This is a genomic window from Nocardioides sp. Z24_21, assembly GCF_058134345.1.
This window is the reverse complement of sequence record NZ_JBYTTH010000002.1, coordinates 714600-741520: the sequence shown is the minus strand read 5'-3', so window position 1 is coordinate 741520 and position 26921 is coordinate 714600. Positions and strand designations below refer to the sequence as shown.

Here is a 26921-nt window from a genome sequence, read left to right as displayed (position 1 = left end):
GACTCTTGCCCGTCCCGCGGGCCCGACCTACCGTCGAGACATGACCGCCATGGTCGTGTTCGTCCTCTGCACGGTGGCGCTGGCCGGCGTCATGGGCGCCGCCGTGTGTCCCGCCGAGCTCGACCGGGCCGTGCGGCGGCTGCGGCGGCGCCTCGCCCCGCCCCCTCCCCCGTCGTCGCCGTCCGTCGCGTCCGCGCCGGCGATCGAGGAGCTGGCCGCCGACGTGCGGCGGGTGCGCCGCGTGGCGCTGGCCCCGGCCCCGGGCACCCCGATGGCGCGACGGCGCGGCATCCTGGCGGCCTACGACGACCTGCTCGCCCAGGCGGCGCGGACCCTCGAGGTGCCCGACCTGATGAGCGAGCTGCCCGAGGGCACCGAGCGCGACGCCGAGCGACTGCGGCTCGAGCACCTGCTCCGGGAGGCCGGCCTCGTGCTCGATCAGTCCCGCACGGACCTCCGGTAGCAGAGGTCGACGATGTCACGTCCGACGTCGCGGCCCTTGCGCTCGAACCTGGTGACCGGGCGCTCGGCCCAGCGCTCGACGGGCCCGCCCTCGAGGGTCGGCTCCGCGTCGAGCACCTCGCGCATCTGCACGGCGTAGTCGGCCCAGTCGGTGGCCAGCCGCCAGGCGCCGCCGGGCACGAGCCGCGACGAGGCGAGCGCGGCGTTGGCGGGATTGACCAGGCGCCGCTTGCGGTGCTTGGTCTTGCGCCAGGGGTCGGGGAAGAAGGTCCACAGCTCCTCCACGCTGCCCGGGCCGAGCAGGTTCTCCAGCGACCAGACGGCGTCGACGGCGCAGAAGCGCACGTTGTCGGCGCCCGCCTCGGCGACCCGCCAGAGCGAGTCGGCGATGCCGGGCAGCCACACCTCCAGCGCGAGGACGTTGTGCTCGGGGCGCGCGGCGGCGAGCACCGAGGTGGCCTCACCGATGCCCGAGCCGATCTCGACGATCAACGGGGCGTCGCGACCGAACCACTCGGTGAGCGAGAAGCCGGGGCGGTCGATCGCGTCCTCCGGGATCACCCAGTCGGCGTGGTGGGCCGCCCAGGACTCGGCCTGGCGCGGGGTGAAGCGGCTGCCGCGGCGCGAGTAGGTGAGCACCTCGCGCATCCGGCGCCCGTCCTCGGTGAGCTTGCGGTGCGGGCGGGCAGGGCGTACGACGTCGTTCACGCCCCCATCCTCCCCGCTCCCCCCGGCCGGACGCACATCAGCCTCGGCCGGCCGGGAGGCAGTCCTCAGAGGTGCGCGAGCGCGCCCGTGAGCACCGAGCGCAGCCGCTGCTCGATGTCGTCGAACTCGGGCTGGCCGATGATGAGCGGCGGCGCGAGCTGGATGACCGGGTCGCCGCGGTCGTCGGCGCGGCAGTAGAGCCCGGCCTCCCACAGCGCGCCGGACAGGTAGCCGCGCAGCAGCCGCTCGGACTCCGCGTCGTCGAACGTCTCCTTGGTCTCGCGGTCCTTGACCAGCTCGATGCCGTAGAAGTAGCCGTGCCCGCGCACGTCGCCGACGATCGGGATGTCGAGCAGCTTCTCGAGGGTGGCGCGGAACGCCGGGGCGTTCTGCTGCACGTGGTCGGTGAGCCCCTCCCGCTCGAAGATGTCGAGGTTGGCCATCGCCACCGCGGAGGAGACCGGGTGGCCGCCGAACGTGTAGCCGTGCGCGTAGGCGGTCGTGCCCTTCTTGAAGGGCTCGAAGAGCCGCTCGCTGGCGATCATCGCGCCGATGGGCGAGTAGCCGGAGGTCATGCCCTTGGCGCAGGTGATGATGTCGGGCTGGTAGCCGAACTCGGTGGCGCCGAACATCTGGCCGACCCGGCCGAAGGCGCAGATGACCTCGTCGGAGACCAGCAGCACGTCGTACTCGTCGCAGATCTCGCGGACCCGCTCGAAGTAGCCGGGCGGCGGCGGGAAGCAGCCGCCGGCGTTCTGCACGGGCTCGAGGAACACCGCGGCGACCGTGTCGGGGCCCTCGAACTCGATGGCCTCGGCGATGCGGTCGGCTGCCCAGCGGCCGAACGCCTTCTCGTCGTCGCCGACGTGCTCGGGGCGGCGGTAGAAGTTGGTGTTGGGCACCTTGTGGGCGCCGGGCACCAGCGGCTCGAACATCTCCTTCAGCGGCGGGATGCCGGTGATCGAGAGCGCGCCCTGCGGGGTGCCGTGGTAGGCGACGGCGCGCGAGATGACCTTGTGCTTGCCGGGCTTGCCGGTGAGCTTGAAGTACTGCTTGGCGAGCTTCCAGGCCGACTCCACCGCCTCGCCGCCGCCGGTGGTGAAGAAGACCCGGTTGAGGTCGCCGGGCGCCATCGCGGCGATCCGGTCGGCCAGCTCGACCGCGCGGGGGTGCGCGAACGACCACAGCGGGAAGAAGGCCAGCTCCCTGGCCTGCCGGGCCGCGGCCTCGGCCAGCTCCTCGCGGCCGTGGCCGACCTGGACCACGAAGAGGCCGGCGAGGCCGTCGATGTACTCGCGGCCGTGGCTGTCCCAGATCTTGTGCCCCTCGCCCTTGACGATCAGCGGCATCTCCCCGCCGTCCTCGTAGGTCGAGTGCCGCGTGAAGTGCAGCCAGAGGTGGTCGCGTCCGGCGGCCTGGTGGTCGAAGGACTCGTCGTACGGGTGCAGGCTCATCTCGTTCCCCAGTTGTAGTGCTGCTTGTTGAGCTTGAGGTAGACGAAGGTCTCGGAGGAGACCACGCCCTCGAGCTCACGGACCTGACGGATCACGTCGAGCAGGTGCGGGTCGTCCTCGCACACCACCTCGACGAGGAGGTCGAAGCTGCCGGCGGTCGTGACGACGTAGTCGACCTCGCTGAGCTGGGCGAGCCGGTCCCCCACCTGCAGGGGGTCGCCCTCGGTGCGGACGCCGATCATCGCCTGCCGGGCGAACCCGACCTGCGTCGGGTCGGTGACGGCGACGACCTGCATCACCTCGGCGTCGAGGAGCTTCTGCACCCGCGAGCGGGCGGCGGCCTCGGACAGCCCCACCGCCTTCGCGATGGCGGCGTAGGAGATCCGGCCGTCCTCCTGGAGCAGCTCGATGATGCGCTTGGCGGTGTCGTCGAGGCGGACCTGTCCCTCACCCATGCACGTGCTCCCCTGGCTCGCTCATGGCGCAATGGTGGGGGTGGCGGCCCGTCGTCCGCAAGTCGGACAGCGCGGAATCCGTGTGTCGAGGCCGTTAATTCTGCGTTTCCCACACATTCGTCGGTGAGAACTGTGGCGATGGCTCGCTGCCAGGTCCTACCCTCCCTTCACCGAACCCGACCCGGGAGGACACTCGTGACCAGCCCACGCACCCTGCGCAACTTCATCGGTGGCACCTACGTCGACGGCAGCGCCGGCGCGACGAGCGACGTCGTCGACCCGACCACCGGCCAGGTCGTGGCGCACGCGCCGGTCAGCGGGGCCGAGGAGGTCGACGCCGCCTACGCGTCCGCCGAGCGCGCCTTCGGCGAGTGGGGGCGTACGACGCCCAGCGAGCGCCAGCAGGCCCTCCTCGCGATCGCCGACGCCGTGGAGGAGCACGCCGAGGAGCTGATCGCCCTGGAGTCGGAGAACACCGGCAAGATCAAGGCGCTGACCGCCACCGAGGAGATCCCGCCGATGGTCGACCAGCTCCGGTTCTTCGCCGGCGCGGCCCGGGTGCTCGAGGGCCGGGCGGCCGGGGAGTACCTCGCCGGGCACACGTCGTGGATCCGGCGCGAGCCGATCGGCGTGGTGGGCCAGGTGACGCCCTGGAACTATCCGCTCCTGATGGCGGTGTGGAAGATCGGCCCGGCGCTCGCGGCCGGCAACACCGTGGTCCTCAAGCCGAGCGACACCACGCCGACGAGCACGCTCCGCCTGGCCGAGCTCGCCGCGGAGCACCTGCCGGCCGGCACCCTCAACGTGGTCACCGGCGACCGGGAGACGGGTCGCCTGCTGGTCGAGCACCCGACCCCGGCCATGGTCGCGATCACCGGGTCGGTCCGGGCCGGCGCCGAGGTGGCCGCCAGCGCCGCGCCGCAGGTCAAGCGCGTGCACCTCGAGCTCGGCGGCAAGGCGCCGGTCGTGGTGTTCGACGACGCCGACATCGAGGCGGCGGTCGAGGGCATCGCGATCGCGGGCTACTTCAACGCCGGGCAGGACTGCACGGCCGCGACCCGCGTGCTCGTCGCCCCCGGCATCCACGACGACTTCGTCGCCGCGCTCGCCGACTACGCCCGGTCCTCGGCGCCGGTGGGCCTGCCCGACGACGCCGACGCCCTCTTCGGCCCGGTCAACAACGCCACCCAGCTGGCGCGGGTCAGCCGGTTCGTCGAGGACCTGCCCTCGCACGCCACGGTCGCGGCCGGGGGCAACCGACGCACCGACCTCGGCGACGGCTACTTCCTCGAGCCCACGGTCCTGTCGGGGCTGCGCCAGGACGACGACGCGATCCAGAACGAGATCTTCGGGCCGGTGATCACCGTGCAGCGCTTCGCCGACGAGGACGAGGCGATCCGGTGGGCCAACGGCGTCGACTACGGCCTCGCCTCCTCGGTGTGGACCAGGGACTTCGGTCGGGCGATGCGGATGTCGAAGGCCCTCGACTTCGGCTGCGTGTGGATCAACACCCACATCCCGCTCGTCGCCGAGATGCCGCACGGTGGCTACAAGAAGTCGGGCTACGGCAAGGATCTGTCGATGTACGGCTTCGAGGACTACACCCGCGTCAAGCACGTCATGGCCAACATCGAGTCGTGATCGAGTCGTGATCGAGTCGTGAACCGCATGCGGGCCGGCACCACCAGCAGCACCACACCAGACCACTCGGGGGACGAGCGGAGGACTTCTTGATGGCACCGATCACCCGGCGCTCCCGGCGCCCCCTCTCACCGCCCGCCGCCGCGCTCACGGCGGCGGCCGGCGGCGGCCTGAGCCGACGGGCACTGCTGGGCACCGGGGTCGCCGCCGGCGCCGGCGTGGCGCTGACCGGCTGCGCCCCGCCCGCGCCGCCGGCGTCCGGCGGGCTGACCAGCCTCGACCTGCCCACCGACGTCTCGGAGACCGAGAAGATCCTCAACTGGGCCAACTGGACGGCCTACCTCGACATGAACGGCAAGGAGACCCGCTCACCGACGCTCGAGGCGTTCATGGAGCAGACCGGGATCCGGGTCAGCTACACCGAGGACGTCGACGACAACGACTCCTACTACGCCAAGGTCGCCCCGCAGCTGCGCGCCGGCCAGAGCATCGACCGCGACATCTTCACCCTCACCGACTGGATGGCCGGGCGGGTCATCCGCGACCAGCTGTGCCAGCCGCTGCAGCTGATCCAGATGCCCCGGGTCGTCAACAACCTGCTCCAGCCGCTCAAGGACGTCTCGTTCGACCCCGGCCGCAACTACTCCGTCACCTGGCAGAGCGGCTTCGCCGGCATCGGCTACAACCGCGACAAGGTCGGCCGCGAGCTCAAGTCGCTCGACGACCTGTGGACCGACGACCTGAAGGGCCGTGTCGTGGTGCTGTCGGAGTTCCGCGACACCGCCGGGCTGGTGATGCAGTCGCAGGGCGTCGACATCGACAGCGACTGGGGCCGCGCGGAGTTCGAGAAGGCGCTGGACTTCATCGAGCAGAAGATCGAGGAGGGCTACATCCGCAAGGTGAAGGGCAACTCCTACATGGAGGACCTCACCAGCGGCAACGCCGTCGCCGGCATCACGTGGAGCGGCGACATCTTCGTCCTCGCCTACGACACCGACGACCCGAGCTGGACGTTCACCATCCCCGAGTCCGGCGGCACCCTCTGGTCGGACAACCTGATGGTGCCGATCACCTCCACGCACCGCAGCAACGCCCAGAAGCTCATGGACTACTACTACGACCCGGCCGTGGCCGCCCAGGTCGCCGCGTGGGTCAACTACGTGTGCCCGGTCGAGGGTGCGCAGGCCGAGATGGAGAAGCTCGACCCCGAGCTGGCCGAGAGCCCGTGGATCTTCCCCTCGGCGGACTTCATCTCCGAGAGCAACATCCAGCAGTTCCGCGCGCTCGACGCCGACGAGGACATCGAGTTCGCCGACCTGTGGTCCACGAAGGTGATGGGGAACTGACATGGCTGGATTCCGCGAGGCGCGCGGCGACCTCAGGCTCGAGAGCGTGACCAAGACGTTCGGCGACTTCACCGCCGTCGACGACATCGACCTCACCGTCCCCCGGGGCTCGTTCTTCGCCCTGCTCGGCCCCTCGGGCTGCGGCAAGACCACGACCCTGCGCATGGTCGCCGGGCTGGAGCAGCCGACCGCCGGCCGGGTGATGATCGGCGACACCGACCTCACCGGGTCGCGGCCCTACGAGCGGCCGGTCAACACGGTGTTCCAGTCCTACGCGCTGTTCCCGCACCTGACGATCCGCGACAACGTCGAGTTCGGCCCCAAGCGCCGCAAGGACAAGGACGCCGCACAGCGGGCCGACGAGGCGCTCGAGCTGGTGCAGATGAGCCAGTTCGCCGGCCGCAAGCCCGCCCAGCTCTCCGGCGGGCAGCAGCAGCGGGTCGCGCTCGCGCGGGCCCTGGTCAACCACCCCGAGGTGCTGCTGCTCGACGAGCCGCTGGGCGCGCTCGACCTCAAGCTGCGCCGGGAGATGCAGGTCGAGCTCAAGCGCATCCAGACCGAGGTCGGGCTGACCTTCATCCACGTCACCCACGACCAGGAGGAGGCCATGACGATGGCCGACACGGTCGCGGTGATGAACAGGGGCCGGATCGAGCAGCTGGGCCCGCCCGAGGAGCTCTACGACCTCCCCCGCACCCAGTTCGTGGCCAACTTCGTCGGCCAGGCCAACACCGGTGTGGCGACCGTCGAGGGCACCGACGGCGACCACCTCGTCGCCGACGTCGTCGGCACCAAGGTCAAGATCCTCCGCAACCGCTCGCAGGTGCACGACGGCCAGGTCGTGTTCGGCGTGCGCCCGGAGAAGGTGACGGTGTCGCGCACGCAGCCCGACGGCGTGGGCAACGACGTCAAGGGCGTGGTGCGCGACGTGTCGTTCCTCGGCGTGGCGACCAGCTACCTCGTCGACATGCCCAGCGGGACGACGTGGAGCTGCTACGAGCAGAACCTCGACGTCGAGCCGCTCGACCTGCGCCCGGGCGACGAGGTCTGGCTGACCTGGAACCCCGGTCACGCGTTCGGCGTCCCCGTGGCGACCCCATGAGCGGGCTCGCCCACGTGGCGGCGGGCGACACGTCGATCGCCCCGGCCCCGGCGGCCCCGGAGACCAGGAAGCGCGGCTGGACGGCCTACCTCCTGCTGCTCCCGGGCGTGCTGTGGCTCGGCGTCTTCTTCATCCTGCCGCTGGTGCAGCTGGCCTCGGTCAGCCTGCAGAGCCGCTACGCCGGCTTCCCCGGCTACTACTACCGCGACCTCAACTTCGCCAACTACGCGAGCGCGCTGACCGACTACGCGCCGCACTTCGCGCGCTCGTTCCTCTACGCCGGGCTCGCCACGCTGCTGGCGTTCGTGATCGCCTACCCGCTCGCCTACGCGATGGCGTTCAAGGCCGGGCGGTGGCGCAGCCTGATGATGATCTGCGTCGTCGCGCCGTTCTTCACCTCCTTCATCCTCCGCACGTTCGCGTGGTCGCAGATCCTCGCCGACGAGGGCCCGGTCGCCACCGTGCTCAACTTCCTGCACGTGCTGCCCGGCGGGGCCATCATCAACACCCCCGTCGCGGTGGTCGCCGGCCTCACCTACAACTTCCTGCCGTTCATGGTGCTGCCCATCTACGCCTCGCTCGAGCGGGCCGACCCACGCGTCATCGAGGCCGGGGGCGACCTCTACGCCAACGGCCTGACCACCTTCCGCACGGTGACCCTGCCGATGTCGATGCCGGGCGTCATGGCCGGCACCCTGCTGACGTTCATCCCCGCGGCCGGTGACTTCGTCAACATGGAGCTCCTCGGCCCCCAGCGCGGGAAGATGGTCGGCAACGTCATCAACGACCAGTTCCTCGCGATCCCCGGCGGCTATCCCGTCGCCGCCGCCCTCTCGTTCACGCTGATGGCCGCCATCTTGGCGATGGTGTTCCTCTACGTCCGCCGCTTCGGCACCGAGGAGCTGGTCTGACATGGCCACCACGACACGACCCCCGGCGCCGGCGCAGGAGAGCGCCGCGCCCTCCGCGCCCTACCGGCCCTCGGCCGCCAAGCGGGCGCAGCTGTGGCTGGCCAACCACTTCGCCGTCCTGGCGGCGATCCTGGTGCTGGTCTACCTCTTCCTGCCGGTGGCCTACACCTTCGCGTTCTCCTTCAACGACCACGGCAAGACCAACATCGTGTGGCAGGGGTTCACCTGGGAGCACTGGAAGGACCCGTGCGGCGTCCCGGGGGCCTGCGAGTCGCTGGTGACCTCGTTGCAGGTGGGCGCCATCTCCACCCTCGTCGCCACCGTGCTGGGCACGATGATGGCCCTGGCGATGGTGCGCTACCGCTTCCGCGGCAAGCAGGCCAGCAACATCTTGATCTTCGTGCCGATGGCGACGCCCGAGATCGTGATGGGCGCGGCACTGCTCACGATCTTCGTGCAGGGCTTCGCCAACGTCGGGATCAGCCTGGGCTTCGGCACGATCGTCTTCGCCCACATCATGTTCTGCCTGAGCTTCGTGGTCGTGACCGTCAGGGCGCGCATCCAGTCGCTCGACCCCCGCATCGAGGAGGCCGCGCAGGACCTCTACGCCAGCCCGCTGCAGACCTTCTGGAAGGTCACCTTCCCGCTGATCCTGCCGGGCATCCTCGGCGCGGCGATGCTGGCCTTCTCGCTGTCGTTCGACGACTTCATCATCACCAACTTCGTCTCCGGCAACGAGTCGACGTTCCCCAAGTTCGTCTACGTCGCCTCGCGGCGCGGCATCCCGGCCGAGGCCAACGTCATCGGCTTCTCGATGTTCGTGCTGGCCGTCCTGCTCGTGGTGGGCGCACAGGTCGTGAGCTCGCTGCGCTCGTCGAAGCACACGAGCTGATCCCCACCCCGAGACCGAGGAGACGACGACGTGGCCCAACCGATGCGGGTGCTGATGGTGGGGGCAGGTGGCGTCGGCGACGCCGCCGCCCGGATCGCCGTCGAGCGCGACTTCTTCGAGGCCTGGGTGGTGGCCGACCACGACCTCGCGCGGGCCGAGCGCACCGTCGCCGCGGCGCGCGGACGTCGCCCGGGCGACGAGCGCCTCAGCGCCGCCCAGGTCGACGCCTCCGACACCGACGCCGTGGCGGCGCTCGCCCGCCGGGTGGGCGCCACCCACGTGTTCAACGCCGTGGACCCGCGGTTCGTGATGCCGATCTTCACCGGGGCACTCGCCGCCGGGGCCGACTACCTCGACATGGCGATGAGCCTGTCCGTGCCCCACCCCGACGCACCCCACGAGAAGGTCGGCGTCAAGCTCGGCGACGAGCAGTTCGCCCGGGCCGCCGAGTGGGAGGCGGCCGGGCGGCTCGCCCTGCTCGGCATCGGCGTCGAGCCCGGCCTCTCCGACGTCCTGGCGCGCTACGCCGCCGACGAGCTGTTCGACCACATCGACGAGATCGGCACCCGCGACGGCGCCAACCTCGTCATCCGCGACGACGACGGCAACGAGGTGTTCGCCCCCGGCTTCTCGATGTGGACGATCATCGAGGAGTGCCTCAACCCTCCCGTGGTCTGGGAGCGCGAGAGGGGCGGCGGCGACCTGGAGTCGGGGTTCTCCACGCTGCCGCCCTTCTCGGAGCCGGAGGTCTTCGACTTCCCGGAGGGGATCGGGCCGGTCGAGTGCGTGCACGTCGAGCACGAGGAGGTGCTCCTCATGCCCCGCTGGATCGAGGCCGACCGGGTGACCTTCAAGTACGGCCTGGGCGAGGAGATGATCGGCATCCTGCGCACCCTGCACACCCTCGGCCTCGACTCGACCGAGCCGGTCACCGTCAAGGGCGTGGAGGTCTCCCCCCGTGACGTGGTCGCGGCCTGCCTGCCCGACCCGGCGACCATCGGGCCGCGGATGGAGGGCAAGACCTGCGCCGGCGTCTGGGTGAGCGGCACAGGCAAGGACGGCCGACCGCGCTCGACCTACCTCTACCACGTCGTCGACAACGCCGACTCGATGCGCGACTACGGCGCGCAGTGCGTGGTCTGGCAGACCGCGATCAACCCGGTGGTCGCCCTCGAGCTGCTGGCCGACGGGACCTGGTCGGGCAGCGGGGTCCTCGGCCCCGAGGCCATGGCGCCGAAGCCGTTCCTCGACCTGCTCGCCGCACCGAGACCGGAGGGCTACGGCTCTCCCTGGCACCTGGAGGACCGTTCGTGACCACGCCCCGTGACACCCGCACCCCGCTCTCCCAGCAACGGATCCTCGCCACCGAGATCCCCGGCCCGCGCTCGCAGGCGCTGCACGCCCGCAAGCTCGCCTCCGTCTCCGCCGGGGTCGGCACCACGCTGCCCGTCTACGTCGAGCAGGCGGGCGGGGGCATCCTGCGTGACGTCGACGGCAACCAGCTCATCGACTTCGGCTCGGGCATCGCCGTCACGAGCGTCGGCAACGCCGCGCCCCGCGTCGTCGAGGCCGTGCAGCGCCAGGTCGCCGACTTCACCCACACCTGCTTCATGGTCACGCCCTACGAGGAGTACGTCGCGGTCTGCGAGAAGCTGGCCGAGCTCACGCCCGGTGAGCACGAGAAGCGCTCGGCGTTGTTCAACTCCGGTGCCGAGGCCGTGGAGAACGCCGTGAAGGTCGCGCGCCACCACACCGGCCGCGACGCGATCGTGGTGTTCGACCACGCCTACCACGGCCGCACCAACCTCACGATGGCCCTGACGGCCAAGACCATGCCCTACAAGCACCGCTTCGGGCCGTTCGCCGGCGAGGTCTACCGCGCTCCGATGGCCTACCCCTACCGCTGGCCGGGCGGCGCGGAGGCCTGTGCCGAGGAGGCGTTCGACGCCTTCGTGGCCACGGTCCACACGCAGGTCGGCGAGGACAGCTGCGCCGCCGTGCTGATCGAGCCGATCCAGGGCGAGGGCGGCTTCATCGTCCCGCCGCCCGGCTGGCTCGCCCGCGTCGCGGAGTGGTGCCGCGAGCACGGCATCCTGCTCATCGCCGACGAGATCCAGACCGGCTTCGCCCGCACGGGCGACTGGTTCGCCTGCGACCACGAGGGCGTCGTGCCCGACCTGGTGACGACCGCGAAGGGCATCGCGGGAGGGCTGCCGCTGGCCGCGGTGACCGGGCGGGCGGACGTGATGGACTCGGTCCACGTCGGCGGCCTGGGAGGCACCTACGGTGGCAACCCGGTCGCCTGCGCGGCGGCCCTCGCCGCGATCGAGACGATGGAGGCCGAGGACCTCCCGGGCCGGGCGCGCCAGGTCGAGGCGGCGTTCGTGCCGCGGCTGCGTGCCCTCGCCGAGCGGCACCCCGACCGGGTGGGCGACATCCGGGGCCGGGGAGCGATGCTCGCGGTCGAGCTGGTCGCCGACGGCCCCGGGCGTACGCCCGACCCGGCGCTCGCGGCGGCCGTCCACCGCACCTGCTCGGCTCGCGGGCTGGTGACCCTGACCTGCGGCACCTACGGCAACGTCTTCCGGTTCCTGCCGCCGCTCGCGATCGACGACGACCTGCTCGCCGAGGGGCTCGACATCTTCGAGGACGCCTTCGACGACGCGGTCGGTGGCAGGGTGGGGTGATGGCCGTGACCGACCCCCTGAAGGACCCCATGACCGCCCCCGTGATCGAGACCGTTCCCACCCAGCTCCTCATCGGCGGGGCGTGGGTGGACGCCGAGGGCGGTGGCACCCTCGAGGTGCGCAACCCCGCCGACGAGCAGGTGCTGGCGCGCGTCGCCGACGCCACGCCGGCCGACGGCGAGCGGGCCCTCGCGGCCGCGGCCGAGGCCCAGGCCGAGTGGCGCGCCACCGAGCCCCGGGTGCGCGGGGAGATCCTGCGCAGCGCCTTCGAGCTGCTCACCGAGCGGGCCGACCACTTCGCCCGGCTGATGACCCTCGAGATGGGCAAGACGCTCGCCGAGGCGAGGGGCGAGGTGGCCTACGGCGCCGAGTTCTTCCGCTGGTTCGCCGAGGAGGCGGTGCGGATCCACGGCCGCTACTCCCCCGCGCCGAGCGGCAACACCCGCCTGATCACCATGAAGGGCCCCGTCGGACCGACGCTGATGATCACCCCGTGGAACTTCCCGCTGGCGATGGGCACCCGCAAGATCGGACCCGCCGTCGCCGCCGGCTGCACGATGGTCGTCAAGCCCGCCGCGGAGACGCCCCTCACCATGCTCGCCCTGGCGGCGCTGCTCGAGGAGGTCGGCCTGCCGCCCGGAGTGCTCAACGTGGTGACCACCTCCGACTCCGGCGCGCTGTGCGAGCCGATCATCAAGGACTCCCGGCTGCGCAAGCTGACCTTCACCGGGTCGACGGCCGTCGGCAAGGTCCTCGTCGCCCAGGCCGCCGACCAGCTGCTGCGGGTGTCGATGGAGCTGGGCGGCAACGCCCCGTTCCTCGTCTTCGACGACGCCGACCTCGACGCGGCGGTGGAGGGCGCGATGCTCGCCAAGATGCGCAACATCGGCGAGGCCTGCACGTCGGCCAACCGGTTCCTGGTGCACGAGTCGGTGGCCGAGGAGTTCGCCCGCCGGTTCGCCGAGCGCATGGGTGCCCTGACGGTCGGCGACGGCACCCGCGAGGGGGTCGACGTGGGCCCGTTGATCACCGAGAAGGCGCGGGCGGGTGTCCACGAGCTCGTCCACGACGCCGTCTCGTCCGGCGCCCGCGCCCTGGTCGGCGGCGAGGTCCCCGAGGGGGCGGGCCACTTCTACCCGCCGACCGTGCTCGTCGACGTCCCCCCGGGCGCCCGGGTGCTCCGCGAGGAGATCTTCGGTCCCGTCGCGCCGGTCGCCACGTTCGCCGACGAGGCCGAGGCCGTGCGGCGCGCCAACGACACCGAGTACGGCCTGGTGGCCTACGTGTTCACCCGCGACCACGCCCGGGTGCTGCGCGTCAGCGAGGCGCTGGACTTCGGCATGGTCGGGGTCAACACGGGCATCGTGTCCAACCCCGCGGCACCGTTCGGCGGCGTCAAGCACTCGGGGTTCGGTCGTGAGGGCGGCTTCGAGGGCATCGAGGAGTACCTCGAGACCAAGTACGTCGGCAGCGCCCTGTGAGGCGCCGATGACGGTCGCCGCCGGTCAGGTGAGCGAACAGCGCCGCGTGCCCGGCGACGTCCTGGTCCACCTGCGTCGGGCGCGCGACCACCTCGACCGGCACTTCGCGGAGCCCTTCGACCTCGGCCGCCTCGGCTCGATCGCCGGGATGAGCCGCTACCACTTCATCCGGTCCTTCGCCATGACCTACGGCGTGACGCCCGGGGCGTACCTCGCCGAGCGCCGGGTCGAGCGGGCGCAGGACCTGCTGCGGTCGGCGAACCTGACGGTCACCGAGGTGTGCCACGCCGTGGGCTACAGCAGCCTCGGCTCGTTCAGCTCGAGGTTCCGCGAGATCGTCGGAGAGAGCCCGCGCGAGTTCCAGGAGCGTTACGCAGCGCAGGGCAACCCCCGCATTCCCGGCTGCTACGTGTTCATGGCGAGGCTCGTCGAGCGCGGTAGCAGCACCGCAACGCAGGAGAAGCGCGACGACGACCCGCGTCCCTAGGCTCGCCGCATGATCACCAACATCTCCCTCGTGTCCGTCTGGGTGAAGGACATCGACGAGTCGCTCGCCTTCTACACCGACGTCCTGGGCTTCGAGGTCGGCGACGACCTCCAGCTCGGACCCGACTTCCGCTGGACCACCGTGGTGCACCCGAGCCAGCCCGAGGTCAACCTCCACCTCACGACGCCGGGCGGTCCGCTCCCCGACTACCTCATCGAGGCCATGAACCGGGCCCAGGACGAGGGCGGCCTCCCCGGCGTCGGGCTGACCGTCGACGACTGCCGTGCCACCTACGACAGCCTGCGCGCCAAGGGCGTGGAGTTCCTCCAGGAGCCCCAGGAGCGGCCCTACGGCGTCGAGGCCCTGATGCGCGACAACTCGGGCAACTGGATGGTCCTGGTCGAGCAGCGCGACTACACGCCCGAGGACTTCGAGGGCGTCGACATGGGCTGATTGGGCCCGCGCGTGCGGCTCAGTGCCGCGGGAGGTGCTCGACGACCCCCGCGGCCAGGGCCGCCTCGGCGTACGCCCTGGCGAGCGTCTCCACGGTCTCGTGGGCGTTGAGGCCGGACGGGTTGGGCACCACGAACACCCGCGACACGCCCCAGCGCCCGGGCTGCTCACCGACCCGGGCACCGGCCTCGCCGAACGCGGTGCGGTAGGCGGTGATGCCGGCGACAGCCACGACGGTGGGGCGCCGCTCCGCGACGAGCTCGCGGAGCCGCCGCCCGCCCTCCTTCAGCTCGACCGGGGTCAGCTCGTCGGCCCGGGCCGTGGCCCGCGGCACCACGTTGGTGATGGCGATGCCGCGCCGGCGCAGCTCGTCGCGGTCCTCGTCGCTCATGCCGGCCGCCGGGGCGATGGGCCACGGGATGATCCCGGCCCGCAGCAGGGCGGGGTAGAACCGGTTGCCGGGGCGGGCGAAGTGCGACTGCGTGGCGGCGGTCCACAGGCCGGGGTTGATGCCGACGAACAGCAGCCGCAGCGGCTGGTCGGCGTCCGGGAGCAGGTCGGGCACCTCGACGTCGCGGAACGCCTCCAGCTCTGCCTTGGTGAACCCCATGGCGCCCATCCTGCCCTGCGCTGCGGCTCAGGACGGGTCGAGCCCCGATGCGTCCGAAGCGGCCGCCACGCAGAACTGGTTGCCGTCGGGGTCGGCCAGCGTCACCCAGCGGAAGCTGTCGTCCCCCCGGCGCTCGATCAGCGTCGCGCCTGCGGCCACCAGGCGGTCGACCTCGGCGTCCAGGTCGTGCGCGGTGAGGTCGAGGTGGATCCGGTTCTTGCCGGGGGTCGGGTCGTCGACCTTCTGGAAGGCGAGCAGGCCTGGCAGTCCGCCGCCGCTCACCAGGACGTAGTGGCCGTCGTTGGTCTCGCCCACCGTGGCACCGGTCTGCTCGGCCCACCAGGAGGCGAGTGACAGGGCGTCGGTGGTGTCCATCGTGATCATGCCCAGGGTCAGAGTCATGGCGCCGACGCTAGCGGCCAGCACCGACGGCGAGAAGATGCACGAGACCCCGCCTCCCTGACGGGAGACGGGGTCTCGGGTGGTGCGGGTGCCGGTCAGCGACCGGCGGGGATCACTTGGTGATCTTGGTGACGCGGCCGGCGCCGACGGTGCGGCCACCCTCGCGGATGGCGAAGCGCAGGCCCTCGTCCATGGCGATGGGCTGGATGAGCTCGACCGACATCTCGGTGTTGTCGCCCGGCATGACCATCTCGGTGCCCTCGGGCAGGGTCACGACGCCCGTCACGTCCGTGGTGCGGAAGTAGAACTGCGGGCGGTAGTTGTTGAAGAACGGCGTGTGGCGGCCGCCCTCGTCCTTGCCCAGGATGTAGACCGAGGCGTCGAAGTTGGTGTGCGGGGTGGTCGTGCCCGGCTTGATCACGACCATGCCGCGCTCGACGTCCTCGCGCTTGGTGCCACGGAGCAGCAGACCGACGTTCTCACCGGCCTGGCCCTCGTCGAGGAGCTTGCGGAACATCTCGACACCGGTGACGGTGCTCTTCTGCGAGCCCTCGCGGATGCCGATGATCTCGACCTCCTCGTTGACCTTGACGATGCCGCGCTCGATGCGACCGGTGATGACGGTGCCACGACCGGTGATCGTGAAGACGTCCTCGACGGGCATGAGGAAGGGCTTGTCGGTGTCGCGCTCGGGGGTCGGGATGTAGTCGTCCACGGCCTGCATGAGCTCGGCGATCGAGTCGCCCCACTTGGCGTCGCCCTGCAGCGCCGGGAAGGCCGCCACGCGCACGACGGGGATGTCGTCGCCCGGGAACTCGTACTCGGAGAGGAGCTCGCGCACCTCCATCTCGACGAGCTCGATGAGCTCCTCGTCGTCGACCATGTCGCACTTGTTGAGCGCGACCACCAGGGCAGGCACGCCGACCTGGCGCGCGAGCAGCACGTGCTCGCGGGTCTGCGGCATGGGGCCGTCGGTGGCGGCGACCACGAGGATCGCGCCGTCCATCTGCGCCGCGCCGGTGATCATGTTCTTGATGTAGTCGGCGTGACCGGGGCAGTCGACGTGCGCGTAGTGGCGCGCCTCGGTCTGGTACTCGACGTGCGCGATCGAGATCGTGATGCCGCGCTGCCGCTCCTCGGGAGCCTTGTCGATCTGGTCGAACGCCGAAGCCTCGTTGAGGTCCGGGTACTTGTCGTGCAGCACCTTGGTGATCGCCGCGGTCAGCGTCGTCTTGCCGTGGTCGATGTGACCGATGGTGCCGATGTTGACGTGCGGCTTGGTCCGCTCGAACTTCGCCTTAGCCACTGGGGCTCCTCCTGGTTGTTGTTACTTGACTCGTGGGTGTGGGGTGGTGCTGATGCCGAGGATCCGGCGCGATTACTCGCCGCGGACCTTCTTGACGATCTCGTCGGCGATGTTCGTGGGAACCTCGGCGTACGAGTCGAACTCCATCGAGTACGACGCCTGACCGGAGGTCTTGGACCTCAGGTCGCCAACGTACCCGAACATCTCGGACAACGGCACAAGGGCGTTGACGACCATGTCGCCGTGACGCTCCTCCTGTGCCTGGATCTGGCCGCGGCGCGAGTTGATGTCGCCGATGACGGTGCCCAGGAACGTGTCCGGGGTGGTCACCTCCACGGCGAACATCGGCTCGAGCAGCACCGGCTTGGCCTTGCGTGCGGCCTCCTTGAAGGCCTGGTTGCCGGCGATCTTGAACGCGAGCTCGGACGAGTCGACGTCGTGGTAGGCGCCGTCCTCGAGCGAGAACTTCACGTCGACCATCGGGTAGCCGGCGAGGACGCCGAACTCCATGGCCTCCTGGCCACCCTGGTCGACCGAGGGGATGTACTCCTTCGGCACGCGACCGCCGGTGACGTTGTTGACGAACTCGTAGCCCGCACCGGTGCCCGTCTCCGGGTCGATGTTGGGCTCGAGCGAGATGACGACCTTCGCGAACTGGCCCGAACCACCGGTCTGCTTCTTGTGGGTGTAGCTGTGGTTGGCCACCTTGTTGCGGATGGTCTCGCGGTAGGCCACCTGCGGCTTGCCGACGGTCGCCTCGACGCGGAACTCGCGCTTCATGCGGTCGACGAGGATCTCGAGGTGGAGCTCGCCCATGCCGGCGATGATCGTCTGGCCGGTCTCCTCGTCGGTCTTGACCGTGAAGGTCGGGTCCTCGTCGGACAGGCGCTGGATCGCGGTGCCGAGCTTCTCCTGGTCGCTCTTCGTCTTGGGCTCGATCGCGACCTCGATCACCGGGGCCGGGAACGTCATCGACTCGAGCACGACCTGGTTGTTCGGGTCGCACAGCGTGTGGCCGGTCTTGGTGTCCTTGAGGCCCATGACGGCCACGATCTGCCCGGCGCCGACCGACGCGATCTCCTCACGCTTGTTGGCGTGCATCTGGTAGACCTTGCCGATCCGCTCCTTCTTGCCGTTGACCGAGTTGACCACGGTCGAGCCGGCCTCGAGCTTGCCCGAGTAGACGCGGACGTAGATCAGCTTGCCGAGGTGCGGGTCGGAGGCGATCTTGTAGGCCAGGCCGGCGAACGGCTCGTCGTCGGACGGCTTGCGGGAGATCGACTCCTCCTCGTCACGCGGCGAGTGACCGACGATGGCGTCGATGTCGAGCGGCGAGGGGAGGTACTTCACGACCGCGTCGAGCAGGGGCTGGACGCCCTTGTTCTTGAACGCGGTGCCGCACAGGACCGGGTTGACCTTGTCGGACAGGGTCGCGCGACGGATGGCTGCCTCGAGCTCCTCGACGGCGAAGCCGTCGTCACCCTCCCCGAGGTACTTCTCCATAATCTCGTCGTCGGCCTCGGCGAGGGTCTCGATGAGCTTCTCGCGGTACTCCGCGGCCTGCTCGGCGAGGGCGGCCGGGATCTCCTCGACCTCGTAGTCCTCACCCATCTTGGTCTCGCCGCGCCAAGTGAGGGCACGCATGCCGACCAGGTCGACGACACCGAGGAAGTCGGACTCCGCGCCGATGGGCAGCTGGAGCACGAGCGGGGTGGAGTTGAGGCGCTCGACCATCATGTCGACGCAGCGGAAGAAGTCCGCGCCGGTGCGGTCGAGCTTGTTGACGAAGCACATGCGGGGGACCGAGTACTTGTTGGCCTGGCGCCACACCGTCATGGTCTGCGGCTCGACACCGGCGACACCGTCGAAGACCGCCACGGCGCCGTCGAGGACGCGCAGCGAGCGCTCGACCTCGGCGGTGAAGTCCACGTGGCCGGGGGTGTCGATGATGTTGATCTGGTGGTTCTTCCACCAGCAGGTCGTCGCGGCGGACGTGATGGTGATGCCGCGCTCCTGCTCCTGCTCCATCCAGTCCATCGTGGCGCCACCCTCGTGGACCTCACCGATCTTGTAGGTGATGCCGGTGTAGAACAGGATGCGCTCGGTGGTGGTCGTCTTGCCGGCGTCGATGTGCGCCATGATGCCGATGTTGCGGACCTTGTTGAGGTCGGTGGTGATGTCGACAGCCACTGTTGTGTCTCAGTCCCTCGGAAGTTGGTGGGAGCTCGTGGGGAGAGGGGCCGTACGCCGCGGGGAGCGGGTGCGGCCCCTCGCCGTCACCAGCGGTAGTGGGCGAAGGCCTTGTTGGACTCGGCCATCTTGTGGGTGTCCTCGCGCTTCTTCACAGCGGCGCCGAGGCCGTTGCTCGCGTCGAGGATCTCGTTCATCAGGCGCTCGGACATGGTCTTCTCGCGGCGGTCGGCCGCGTAGCCCACGAGCCAGCGCAGCGCGAGCGTGGTGGAGCGGTTGGCCTTGACCTCGACCGGGACCTGGTAGGTCGCGCCGCCGACGCGGCGGGACTTGACCTCGATGGCCGGCTTGACGTTGTCCATCGCGCGCTTGAGCGTGACGACCGGGTCGGTGCCGGTCTTCTCGCGGCAGCCCTCGAGGGCGGTGTAGACGATGCGCTGCGCCACGGCCTTCTTGCCGTCCTGCAGGACCTTGCTCACGAGCTGGGTCACCAGCTGGGAGCCGTAGACGGGGTCGACGACGAGGGGGCGCTTGGGAGCGGGACCCTTGCGAGGCATTACTTCTCCTTCTTCGCGCCGTAGCGGCTGCGGGCCTGCTTGCGGTTCTTGACACCCTGGGTGTCGAGCGAGCCGCGGATGATCTTGTAGCGGACGCCGGGAAGGTCCTTCACACGGCCGCCGCGGACGAGCACGATCGAGTGCTCCTGCAGGTTGTGACCGACGCCCGGGATGTAGGCCGTGACCTCGACGCCGCTGCTCAGGCGCACGCGGGCGACCTTGCGGAGGGCGGAGTTCGGCTTCTTCGGGGTGGTCGTGTAGACGCGGGTGCAGACGCCTCGGCGCTGCGGGGATCCCTTCAGGGCAGGCGTCTTGCTCTTGGACACCTTGTCCTGGCGGCCCTTGCGGACCAGCTGGTTGATGGTGGGCACCGGGTGGTTCCCTCTCTCTGTCTGCTCTTCACGGCTCGGCGCGTTGCCGGGCTCGGGTGTGTTGCGCTGTTGCGTGTGCCTGTTGCGAATACCGTGGCCAGCCGGGGCCGCGGCAGTGGACGCCGCGAGTTCCGAGCATGGGCATGGGTCTGGACGGGCCAGACACGAGGATTGAGGCTACTCGGGCCTCACGGCAGGGTCAAAATGCCGCGTGGGCGTCCGGGCGGCTCGCCTGGGGGGTGTGCGCGCGTCGCGCCCGCTGGGACCGGAGGTAGAGGGCCGCGCAGAGGGCCGCCCCGGCGATGGTCAGCAGCCCGCCGCCCAGCAATGTCCACCGGGCACCGTACTCCTGGCCGATCCAGCCGATGATGGGGGCGCCCACGGGCGTGCCGCCCATGAAGATCATCAGGTAGAGCGCCATCACGCGCCCGCGCACCCCGGCATCGGTGTGCAGCTGCATGTAGGTGTTGGCGCTGGTGATGAAGGTGAGCGCGGCGAGGCCGGTGACGGGTGCGAGCAGGGCGAAGGTGAGGTAGGAGGGCATCAGCCCGGCCAGCATCACGGTCGCGCCGAAGGCGAGGGCGGCGCCGACGACGAGGCGGTGGCGGACCTGGTTGCGCCGGGCGGCCAGCAGCGCACCGGTGAGGGAGCCGACGGCCAGGAAGGTGCCCAGCAGGCCGAACTCCTGGGGGCCCTTGCCGAAGACCTCGGTCGCCATGAGCGCGGACGTGATCTGGAAGTTGAGCCCGAAGGTGCCCGCGAAGAACACCAGGCCGAGCACGAGCATCAGGTCGGGCCGGGCACGGACGTAGGCCACGCCCTCGCGGAGGGCGCCCGGGCCGCGGTCGGCCGGTGCTGCGGCGGCGATCCGGCTGGTGTCGAGGTGGCGCAGCGACCAGATCGGAGCGGCGTACGACACCGCGTTGAGCAGGATCACCCAGCCGGTGGCGACCGCTCCCCCACCGAACGCCGCGATGAGCACGCCGGCCAGGCCGGGGCCGACGAGCCGGGCGGCGTTGAAGCTCGCCGAGTTGAGGCCCACGGCGTTGGTGAGGTCGCCGGGATCGACCAGCTCGGAGACGAACGACTGGCGGGCCGGGCCGTCGAACGCCGAGGCCGAGCCGAGCACGAAGGCCAGCACGTAGACGTGCCACACCTCGGCGACGCCGGTGACGGCGAGGAGGCCGAGGACGGCCGCGGGCAGCGCCATGCCGAGGTTGGTCAGCTGCAGCAGGCGGTGCTTGGGCATCCGGTCGGCGATCAGGCCCGCGAACGGGGTCAGCAGCAGGACGGGCAGGAACTGGAGCCCGGTCGTGATGCCGAGGGCGGTGCCGCCCGACCCGACGGCGAGCTCGAGCACCAGCCAGTCCTGGGCGACGCGCTGCATCCAGGTGCCGGTGTTGGACACCACCCCGCCGGCTGCGTAGCGGCGGTAGTTGGCGTTGGAGAGGGAACGGAACGTGGGGCTCGTGGGAACTCCTCAGTCGTGCATCGGTCAGGTGGTCAGTCGGCGGCGGCGAGCCGCATCAGGATCGGCGCGGCGTCGCGGAGCGCGGCACGCTCCTCGCGGGTCAGACCGGCCAGGCGCTGGGCGAGCCACGCGTCGCGCCGTTGGCGGTCGGCCAGCACGGCCGCGCGCCCGGCGTCCGTGATCGACACGACGACCTGGCGCCCGTCGGTGTCGTGGGGGCGGCGCTCGACGTAGCCGTCGCCCTCGAGGCAGTTGACCGTGCGGGTCATCGACGGCGGCTGGACGCGCTCCGCGCGGGCCAGGTCGCCGACGGTCTGGTCGCCCATCCGCACGAGCAGGCCGAGCACGACCATCTGCGGGATGCTCAGGTCGTTGTCCGGGTGGCGCTCGGCGGCGAGGCGACGGCGCAGGCGCATGACCCCGGCACGGAGCTCGGAGGCGAGCCCGGCGTCGGAGCGCAGGTCGGGGGACGGCATATCGTTAGCATAAGTCATTACCTCTGCTAACCATTCCGTGACGACCGCGTCGGGTCGGTCACACCCCTCCCCGGAGGGCGGGGAGTCCCGGGACTCGGGTCAGGACAGCAGGCGGTCGATCGGCGTGTAGGCGAAGTAGACGACGAAGAGCCCGGCGACGAGCCACATGAGCGGGTGGACGGCCCGCGCCTTGCCGAGGACCACCTTGATGAACACGTAGGCCACGAAGCCCGCGCCGATGCCGACCGAGATCGAGTAGGTGAAGGGCATCAGGACGACGGTGAGGAACGCGGGGATCGCCACCTCGAGGTCGCGCCAGTCGATCTCGGAGACCTGCTGCATCATCAAGAAGCCCACCAGCACCAGCGCCGGGACGGCGGCCTCGGACGGGATGGCCGAGACGAGGGGGGTGAAGAAGGTGGCGAGCAGGAAGAGCGCGCCGGTGACGACGGCGGCCAGGCCGGTGCGGGCGCCCTCGCCGACGCCCGAGGCGCTCTCGATGTAGGAGGTGTTGGACGAGACCCCGGCGGCACCGCCGGCGATCGCGGCTACCGAGTCGACGACCAGGATGCGCTGCGCGTGCGGCGGCGTGCCGTGCTCGTCATTGAGGCCGGCCTCGGCGCCGATGGCGGTCATCGTGCCCATCGTGTCGAAGAAGTCGGCCAGCATCAGGGAGAAGATCAGGAGCAGCGCGGCCAGGATCCCCGTGCCGGTGTCGTCGAAGGCTCCGAAGAGGTCGACCTCGCCGAGGGTGTCGAAGGACGGCAGCGCCACCACGTCGCCGCTCAGCGTGGGCACGCTGAGCGCCCAGCCCTTCGGGTTTCCCGCCGAGACTTTACCCAGGTCGCCGATCGCCTCGACCACGACCGCGACCACGCTCGTGAGGACGATCGAGATCAGGATGGCCCCGCGCACCTTGCGCACCCACAGCGCGACCATCAGGGCCAGCCCCAGGCAGAAGACCAGCACCGGCCAGCCGCCGAGGTGGCCGTCCGGACCGAGCTGGACCGGCACGCTCGTGTTGAAGGCATCGGGGACGCGGGTCACGACGCGGGCGTCGACGAACCCGATGAGCGCGATGAACAGGCCGATCCCGACCGAGATCGCCACCTTGAGCTGCTGAGGCACGGCGTGGAAGACCGCCTTGCGGAAGCCGGTGAGCACCAGCGCCAGGATCACGATGCCCTCGAGAACGACCAGGCCCATCGCCGCACCCCAGGTGGTCTCGCGGGCGATCGTGTTGGCCACGAACGCGTTGAGCCCCAGGCCGGTCGCGAGAGCGAGCGGGAAGTTGGCGAACCCGCCCATCGCGATGGTGAGCACGCCGGCGACCAGCGCGGTGCCGGCCGCGATGGCCGCGATGCCGCTGCCCGGCTCGGCGCCGCCGCCGAGGAAGGCGCCGGTCGAGTCGGGCGCGTAGCCGAGGATGAGCGGGTTGAGCACGATGATGTAGGCCATCGTCAAGAAGGTCACGACACCGCCGCGGACCTCGCGACCGACAGTGGATCCGCGCTCGGTGATCTGGAAGAACCCGTCGAGGCCGGAGCCCTGCGGCCGCCGCGGTGCTGTCTGCGTCTTCTCGCTCACGAAACCGCAGTGTGGCACGTCTGCGCCGCCCTCGGGGGGAGTGTCCGCCGCGTGTAGCGTGGAGGCGTGGACCTGGGTGACGAGCAGCCGATGCGGCACGAGATCGGCAGGCGGACCTACGTCGTCGCGCCGGTCGAGCCGCTCGACGTCGACGGCGTCCGCACGACGGAGGTCGGCACGGTCCTGTGGCTGCTCGGGTTCCTGGGCCTGCTGCCCTTCTGGGGTGCCCTCGAGGACAGCGGGCGCACCTGGTGGCTGTGGACCTGCCTGGCCGGCTTCGGGCTGGGACTGTGCGGGCTGGAGTACTGCCGGCGCCGGCGCAGGGAGCGCGCCTCGAGGCAGGACCGGGCGTGACGCTGCCCCCGACCCGCTGGGAGCTCGCCGGCGAGGACAACCGCGGCTACGGCCGCCACTTCGCCGACATCGTGGCCCGCGGCGCCGACGTGGAGGGCGAGGCCAGGCTGGCCGACGCCCTCGTCGCGCGCGAGGCCAGGATCATCGACATCGGCTCGGGCATGGGCCGGGTGGCGGCCGCGCTCGCCGCGCGGGGCCACCACGTCGTCGCGACGGAGCCCGACGCCGCGCTGCGCGAGCAGTCACGGGCGACGTACGCCGACCTCGAGGTCCTCCCCCACGACGCGCTGGCGCTCGACCCGGCCGAGCTCGGCACGTTCGACCTCGCCGTGCTCGTCGGCAACGTGATGATCTTCCTCGCCGAGGGCACCGAGCGCAGCGTGCTCGAGCGGGTCCGCGACCTGCTCGCCCTCACCGGGCGGGCGCTCGTCGGCTTCCACCTCGAGGCGGTCAAGGCCGGGAGCCGCACCTACCCGGCAGACGAGTTCGTCGCCGACGCCGAGGCGGCGGGGCTGCGGGTGGTGCACCGCTTCGGCAGCTACGAGCTGCACGAGCCGGTCGACGACTACGCGGTGTGGGTGCTGGCCAGGGCCTGAGCCCGACCGGTCAGATCGGCTCGAGGTCGTCGTCGAGCAGCGTGTCGAAGACGTGGTCGGGCATCGGGATCGGCTGCTGCTTGCGCGCGAGCTTGACCTCGGAGTGGGCGCCGCAGCCGTGGTCGAAGGTCACGACCCGGCCGTCGTCGTTGGCGTTGCCGTTGGCGCACACGCCGAACCGGTCGGCCAGCGAGCCGCTGAGCCGCACCAGGAAGCCGCACGACCAGCAGGTCTCCGGGGCGCCCTTCGCCAGCGGCGAGTCGGGACCACCCGGGCCGGCGTACCAGCGCTCGGCGGCCATGTCGATGCCCTCACGGCTCAGGGTGCGCACCCGCCCGAGGCCGAGGTCGTCGGCCACCCGGCGCACCTGCGCGCGGTCGTCGGCGTCGAGCGGGTCGTCGCCCACCAGGTAGGTCGGGACCAGGCGGGCGTCCTCGTCCTCGACGGGCAGCAGGTCGCCCGGGGACAGGTCGCCGGGCTGGAGGCGCTCCTTGTAGGGCACCCACGGCGGCGCCACGATGGCGTCGTCGCCGGGCAGCAGCACGACCTCGTTGACGGTGATGTCCTTGCCGCGCTTGGCACGGGTGAGGGTGACCGACCAGTACCAGCCGGGGTAGCCGGCGCGCAGGCAGGCGAAGTGGTGGGTGACCACGCGCTCCCCCTCGGCGCGCGCGCCGAGGTGGTCGCCCACGTCGGTCGGGTCGGCGACCTCGAGGACGACGCTGCGGGCGAGCTCGACGGCCTTGGCGAGGACCGAGTCGGCCTTGCCGGCGCGGGTGGGGAGAGCGATCACCGGTGCATCATCGCAAACGATCGGCTGTCCTGTCCCGTCGGGACGTGCGCTGGGACAGGACCGGGATGTCGGGCACGGGCGTCGGACGGGTAGGCCAAGATGGTCCCGTGACGTCCGAGCGCCCCGACCCCGCCACGGGACCGCGGACCGCGGACGCTTCGGGCCCGGCCCGCCGCGGGACCGTGCGCCGCTCGCTCACCGGCGCTGCCCGGGGCGTGCGGGCCGTCGGCCACGGCGCCCGCGTCGTCGGGCGGGGCGCAGGCAGCGCCGGCCACTTCGCGGTCGCCCAGGCGCGGCGCGCCGCCCGCGCCGAGGGCGCCGGCGACTCGGGGCTCTCCCGCCTCATCGAGCTGCACGCGTTCAACGCCGCCGGCGATGCAGCGGTGGCGATCTCGCTCGCCGGCACGCTGTTCTTCCAGGTGCCCACCGGCGAGGCACGCGGCCAGGTCGCGCTGTTCCTCGGCCTGACGATGCTGCCCTTCGCCATCGTCGCGCCGCTCATCGGCCCGTTCCTGGACCGCTTCAGCCACGGCCGCCGGTGGGCGGTCGGCGCGACGATGGCCATCCGCGGCTTCCTCTGCTGGGTGCTCGCGACCGCGGTCGTCACCGAGTCGGCGTGGCTGTTCCCGGCCGCGCTCGGCTGCCTCGTCGCGTCCAAGGCCTACGGCGTGACCCGGGCGGCCGCCGTCCCGCGGCTGCTGCCCCCCGACCTGACGCTGGTCAAGGCCAACGCCCGGGTCTCCCTCGCCGGCGTGGTCGGCGCCGGCGTGTCGGCACCGCTGGCGATCCTCGCCTCCACCTTCGGCCCGGAGTGGTCGCTGCGCTACGGCTTCGTGATCTTCGTCCTCGCCACGATCTGGGCCATCCGGCTGCCCGAGAAGGTCGACGCCAGCCACGGCGAGGGCGAGATGGTGCTCACCGGCTCCGCCGACGAGGACCACACGGGGCACCGGCCGCGCACCCGCATCCCGGCCGCCGTGGCGTTCGCGCTGCGGGCCAACTGCGGGCCCCGGTGGCTCTCGGGGTTCCTCACGATGTTCATGGCGTTCCTGCTGCGCGACAACCCGATCGGCGAGTGGAGACCGGAGGTCCTGCTCGCCCTGGTGATCGGCGGGGCCGGCCTCGGCAACACGCTCGGCATCACGATCGGGTCGCTGCTGCGCCGCCTCAACCCGGCGATGACCGTGGTGCTCGCCCTGCTGGCCGACGCCGTGGTGGCCACGCTGGCCGCGCTGTTCTACGGGGTGGTGACGCTGGTGCTGCTCGGGCTGACCGCGGGCCTCGCCCAGTCGCTGGCCAAGCTGTCGCTCGACTCGACCATCCAGCGCGACATCCCCAGCCGCATCCAGGCGAGCGCGTTCGCGCGCTCCGACACCACGCTGCAGCTGGCGTGGGTGATCGGCGGCTTCGTCGGCATCGCCATGCCGCTGATGCCGCAGCTCGGCCTGGGCATCGCGGCCGGCGTGCTGGGGGCGTGGGCGACGTTCGTGCTGCTCAGCCGGCCCGCACGCACCGAGCCGGCCCGCGCCTGAGCGGACCCCCGGGGCGGGGGTCGGTGCCCGGTCAGGCGTCGAGCTCGTCGGCGAGGGCCCGGAGCACCTTGGCGGTGCCGCGGGCGGCCGCGCGCTCGGGGTGCCGACCGCGGCGGTAGGTCTCCTCGACGCCCTCGAGCATCTTGATGAGGTCCTCGACGATGGTGACCATGTCCTCGGGCCGCTTGCGCTGGGCGTTGCGCTGGTTGCGCGCGACGGAGGCGGGTGCGTCGAGCACCCGCACCTGCAGGGCCTGGTCGCCGCGGCGACCCTGGGCGATGCCGAACTCGACCTTGGTGCCCGCCTTGAGGGAGGTGGTGCCCTCGGGCAGGGCGTCGGCGTGGACGTAGACGTCCGGGCCGCTCTCCTGCGACAGGAAGCCGAAGCCCTTCTCCGCGTCGTACCACTTCACCTTGCCAGTCGGCACGGTCCACCCCACTCAGCTCGACGTCCGGAGCCACGTGGTGCCACGCGGCCCGGCACAGGATAGGGGGCGGCGACGAGTCGCGCCCACCTGGTTGTCGGGGGGCCTGTGATCTGGTGACATGTCTGCTGGAACCATGGGACGCTCGGGGGCTCACCGCGCTGGGGGCGGGG

General features: G+C 71.1%; 27 protein-coding genes and 1 pseudogene. 14 read left to right on the top strand and 14 right to left on the bottom strand.

Going from position 1 to position 26921, the window contains the following annotated elements:
• Positions 1-40 precede the first annotated feature (40 nt).
• Positions 41-463 (top strand): hypothetical protein, encoded by a 423-nt coding sequence (locus AC3X7Z_RS09950; protein ID WP_186342468.1) that lies wholly within the window; start codon positions 41-43, stop codon positions 461-463.
• Here AC3X7Z_RS09950 and trmB read toward each other — a convergent pair.
• From trmB to AC3X7Z_RS09935, 3 genes are all read right to left on the bottom strand, one after another.
• Positions 439-1170, bottom strand: coding sequence for a tRNA (guanine(46)-N(7))-methyltransferase TrmB (gene trmB, locus AC3X7Z_RS09945; protein WP_489975809.1), 732 nt, complete (start codon positions 1168-1170; stop codon positions 439-441). The genes AC3X7Z_RS09950 and trmB overlap by 25 nt on opposite strands.
• A gap of 65 nt (positions 1171-1235) precedes the next feature.
• Positions 1236-2624 (bottom strand): aspartate aminotransferase family protein, encoded by a 1389-nt coding sequence (locus AC3X7Z_RS09940; RefSeq protein ID WP_186342469.1) that lies wholly within the window; start codon positions 2622-2624, stop codon positions 1236-1238.
• The gene (locus tag AC3X7Z_RS09935) at positions 2621-3079 is read right to left on the bottom strand and encodes an Lrp/AsnC family transcriptional regulator (protein WP_186342470.1); all 459 of its coding nucleotides are present in this window, start codon (positions 3077-3079) and stop codon (positions 2621-2623) included. The genes AC3X7Z_RS09940 and AC3X7Z_RS09935 overlap by 4 nt, the downstream gene beginning before the upstream one ends.
• A gap of 195 nt (positions 3080-3274) precedes the next feature.
• Here AC3X7Z_RS09935 and AC3X7Z_RS09930 point away from each other — a divergent pair, with 195 nt between their 5' ends.
• The 10 genes from AC3X7Z_RS09930 (at position 3275) to AC3X7Z_RS09885 (ending at position 14079) form a co-directional block, all read left to right on the top strand.
• Positions 3275-4720, top strand: a complete 1446-nt coding sequence (locus tag AC3X7Z_RS09930) for a gamma-aminobutyraldehyde dehydrogenase (protein WP_241005325.1) — start codon at positions 3275-3277, stop codon at positions 4718-4720.
• Positions 4721-4812: 92 nt separating this feature from the next.
• Positions 4813-6066: an ABC transporter substrate-binding protein gene (locus AC3X7Z_RS09925; protein WP_186342472.1), complete on the top strand. Its 1254-nt coding sequence runs from the start codon at positions 4813-4815 to the stop codon at positions 6064-6066.
• Between the two features lies 1 nt (position 6067).
• A complete protein-coding gene (locus tag AC3X7Z_RS09920) occupies positions 6068-7168 on the top strand; it encodes an ABC transporter ATP-binding protein (protein WP_186342473.1) in 1101 nt (366 codons plus the stop codon).
• Positions 7165-8079, top strand: coding sequence for an ABC transporter permease (locus tag AC3X7Z_RS09915; protein ID WP_186342474.1), 915 nt, complete (start codon positions 7165-7167; stop codon positions 8077-8079). The genes AC3X7Z_RS09920 and AC3X7Z_RS09915 overlap by 4 nt, the downstream gene beginning before the upstream one ends.
• A 1-nt stretch (position 8080) precedes the next feature.
• A complete protein-coding gene (locus tag AC3X7Z_RS09910; protein ID WP_489975808.1) occupies positions 8081-8971 on the top strand; it encodes an ABC transporter permease in 891 nt (296 codons plus the stop codon).
• Positions 8972-9001: 30 nt separating this feature from the next.
• Positions 9002-10285 (top strand): saccharopine dehydrogenase family protein, encoded by a 1284-nt coding sequence (locus AC3X7Z_RS09905; protein ID WP_241005324.1) that lies wholly within the window; start codon positions 9002-9004, stop codon positions 10283-10285.
• A complete protein-coding gene (gene gabT / locus AC3X7Z_RS09900; protein WP_489975807.1) occupies positions 10282-11658 on the top strand; it encodes a 4-aminobutyrate--2-oxoglutarate transaminase in 1377 nt (458 codons plus the stop codon). Before AC3X7Z_RS09905 ends, gabT begins: the two co-directional genes overlap by 4 nt.
• A gap of 29 nt (positions 11659-11687) precedes the next feature.
• A complete protein-coding gene (locus tag AC3X7Z_RS09895) occupies positions 11688-13139 on the top strand; it encodes an NAD-dependent succinate-semialdehyde dehydrogenase (RefSeq protein ID WP_489976012.1) in 1452 nt (483 codons plus the stop codon).
• 7 nt (positions 13140-13146) lie between these two features.
• Positions 13147-13626: a helix-turn-helix domain-containing protein gene (locus AC3X7Z_RS09890; protein WP_489975806.1), complete on the top strand. Its 480-nt coding sequence runs from the start codon at positions 13147-13149 to the stop codon at positions 13624-13626.
• Positions 13627-13635: 9 nt separating this feature from the next.
• On the top strand, positions 13636-14079 hold the full coding sequence (locus AC3X7Z_RS09885) for a VOC family protein (RefSeq protein ID WP_489975805.1): 444 nt from the start codon (positions 13636-13638) through the stop codon (positions 14077-14079).
• Between the two features lie 19 nt (positions 14080-14098).
• On the opposite strand, the gene AC3X7Z_RS09880 is transcribed toward AC3X7Z_RS09885, so the two are convergent.
• From AC3X7Z_RS09880 to AC3X7Z_RS09840, 9 genes and pseudogenes are all read right to left on the bottom strand, one after another.
• Positions 14099-14689 (bottom strand): mismatch-specific DNA-glycosylase, encoded by a 591-nt coding sequence (locus tag AC3X7Z_RS09880; protein WP_489975804.1) that lies wholly within the window; start codon positions 14687-14689, stop codon positions 14099-14101.
• A 27-nt stretch (positions 14690-14716) separates the two neighbouring features.
• Positions 14717-15091, bottom strand: a complete 375-nt coding sequence (locus AC3X7Z_RS09875) for a VOC family protein (RefSeq protein WP_186342480.1) — start codon at positions 15089-15091, stop codon at positions 14717-14719.
• 112 nt (positions 15092-15203) lie between these two features.
• The gene (gene tuf / locus AC3X7Z_RS09870) at positions 15204-16397 is read right to left on the bottom strand and encodes an elongation factor Tu (protein WP_489975803.1); all 1194 of its coding nucleotides are present in this window, start codon (positions 16395-16397) and stop codon (positions 15204-15206) included.
• A 72-nt stretch (positions 16398-16469) separates the two neighbouring features.
• Entirely contained in the window at positions 16470-18587 is a 2118-nt protein-coding gene (gene fusA / locus AC3X7Z_RS09865; RefSeq protein ID WP_186342482.1) for an elongation factor G, read from the bottom strand.
• A gap of 86 nt (positions 18588-18673) precedes the next feature.
• Positions 18674-19144: a 30S ribosomal protein S7 gene (gene rpsG, locus AC3X7Z_RS09860; protein ID WP_186342483.1), complete on the bottom strand. Its 471-nt coding sequence runs from the start codon at positions 19142-19144 to the stop codon at positions 18674-18676.
• Entirely contained in the window at positions 19144-19515 is a 372-nt protein-coding gene (gene rpsL, locus AC3X7Z_RS09855; RefSeq protein ID WP_135266726.1) for a 30S ribosomal protein S12, read from the bottom strand. Before rpsL ends, rpsG begins: the two co-directional genes overlap by 1 nt.
• A gap of 199 nt (positions 19516-19714) precedes the next feature.
• Positions 19715-20962: pseudogene (locus tag AC3X7Z_RS09850) on the bottom strand (MFS transporter); the annotation flags it as partial.
• Positions 20963-21018: 56 nt separating this feature from the next.
• A complete protein-coding gene (locus tag AC3X7Z_RS09845) occupies positions 21019-21462 on the bottom strand; it encodes a MarR family transcriptional regulator (protein ID WP_241005322.1) in 444 nt (147 codons plus the stop codon).
• A gap of 99 nt (positions 21463-21561) precedes the next feature.
• Complete coding sequence (locus AC3X7Z_RS09840) at positions 21562-23049, bottom strand: NCS2 family permease (RefSeq protein WP_489975802.1); 1488 nt, start codon at positions 23047-23049, stop codon at positions 21562-21564.
• A gap of 66 nt (positions 23050-23115) precedes the next feature.
• On the opposite strand from AC3X7Z_RS09840, the gene AC3X7Z_RS09835 reads away from it, so the two are divergent.
• Both AC3X7Z_RS09835 and AC3X7Z_RS09830 read left to right on the top strand, forming a co-directional pair.
• Positions 23116-23403 (top strand): DUF2530 domain-containing protein, encoded by a 288-nt coding sequence (locus AC3X7Z_RS09835; RefSeq protein WP_241005321.1) that lies wholly within the window; start codon positions 23116-23118, stop codon positions 23401-23403.
• Positions 23400-23999 (top strand): class I SAM-dependent methyltransferase, encoded by a 600-nt coding sequence (locus tag AC3X7Z_RS09830; protein ID WP_489975801.1) that lies wholly within the window; start codon positions 23400-23402, stop codon positions 23997-23999. The genes AC3X7Z_RS09835 and AC3X7Z_RS09830 overlap by 4 nt, the downstream gene beginning before the upstream one ends.
• Before the next feature lie 10 nt (positions 24000-24009).
• On the opposite strand, the gene AC3X7Z_RS09825 is transcribed toward AC3X7Z_RS09830, so the two are convergent.
• Positions 24010-24792 (bottom strand): DUF3027 domain-containing protein, encoded by a 783-nt coding sequence (locus AC3X7Z_RS09825; RefSeq protein WP_186342487.1) that lies wholly within the window; start codon positions 24790-24792, stop codon positions 24010-24012.
• Positions 24793-24899: 107 nt separating this feature from the next.
• Between AC3X7Z_RS09825 and AC3X7Z_RS09820 the strand changes: the two genes are divergently transcribed.
• Positions 24900-26324 (top strand): MFS transporter, encoded by a 1425-nt coding sequence (locus AC3X7Z_RS09820; RefSeq protein WP_241005320.1) that lies wholly within the window; start codon positions 24900-24902, stop codon positions 26322-26324.
• Positions 26325-26355: 31 nt separating this feature from the next.
• On the opposite strand, the gene AC3X7Z_RS09815 is transcribed toward AC3X7Z_RS09820, so the two are convergent.
• Entirely contained in the window at positions 26356-26751 is a 396-nt protein-coding gene (locus AC3X7Z_RS09815) for a cold-shock protein (RefSeq protein WP_186342489.1), read from the bottom strand.
• Positions 26752-26921 lie beyond the last annotated feature (170 nt).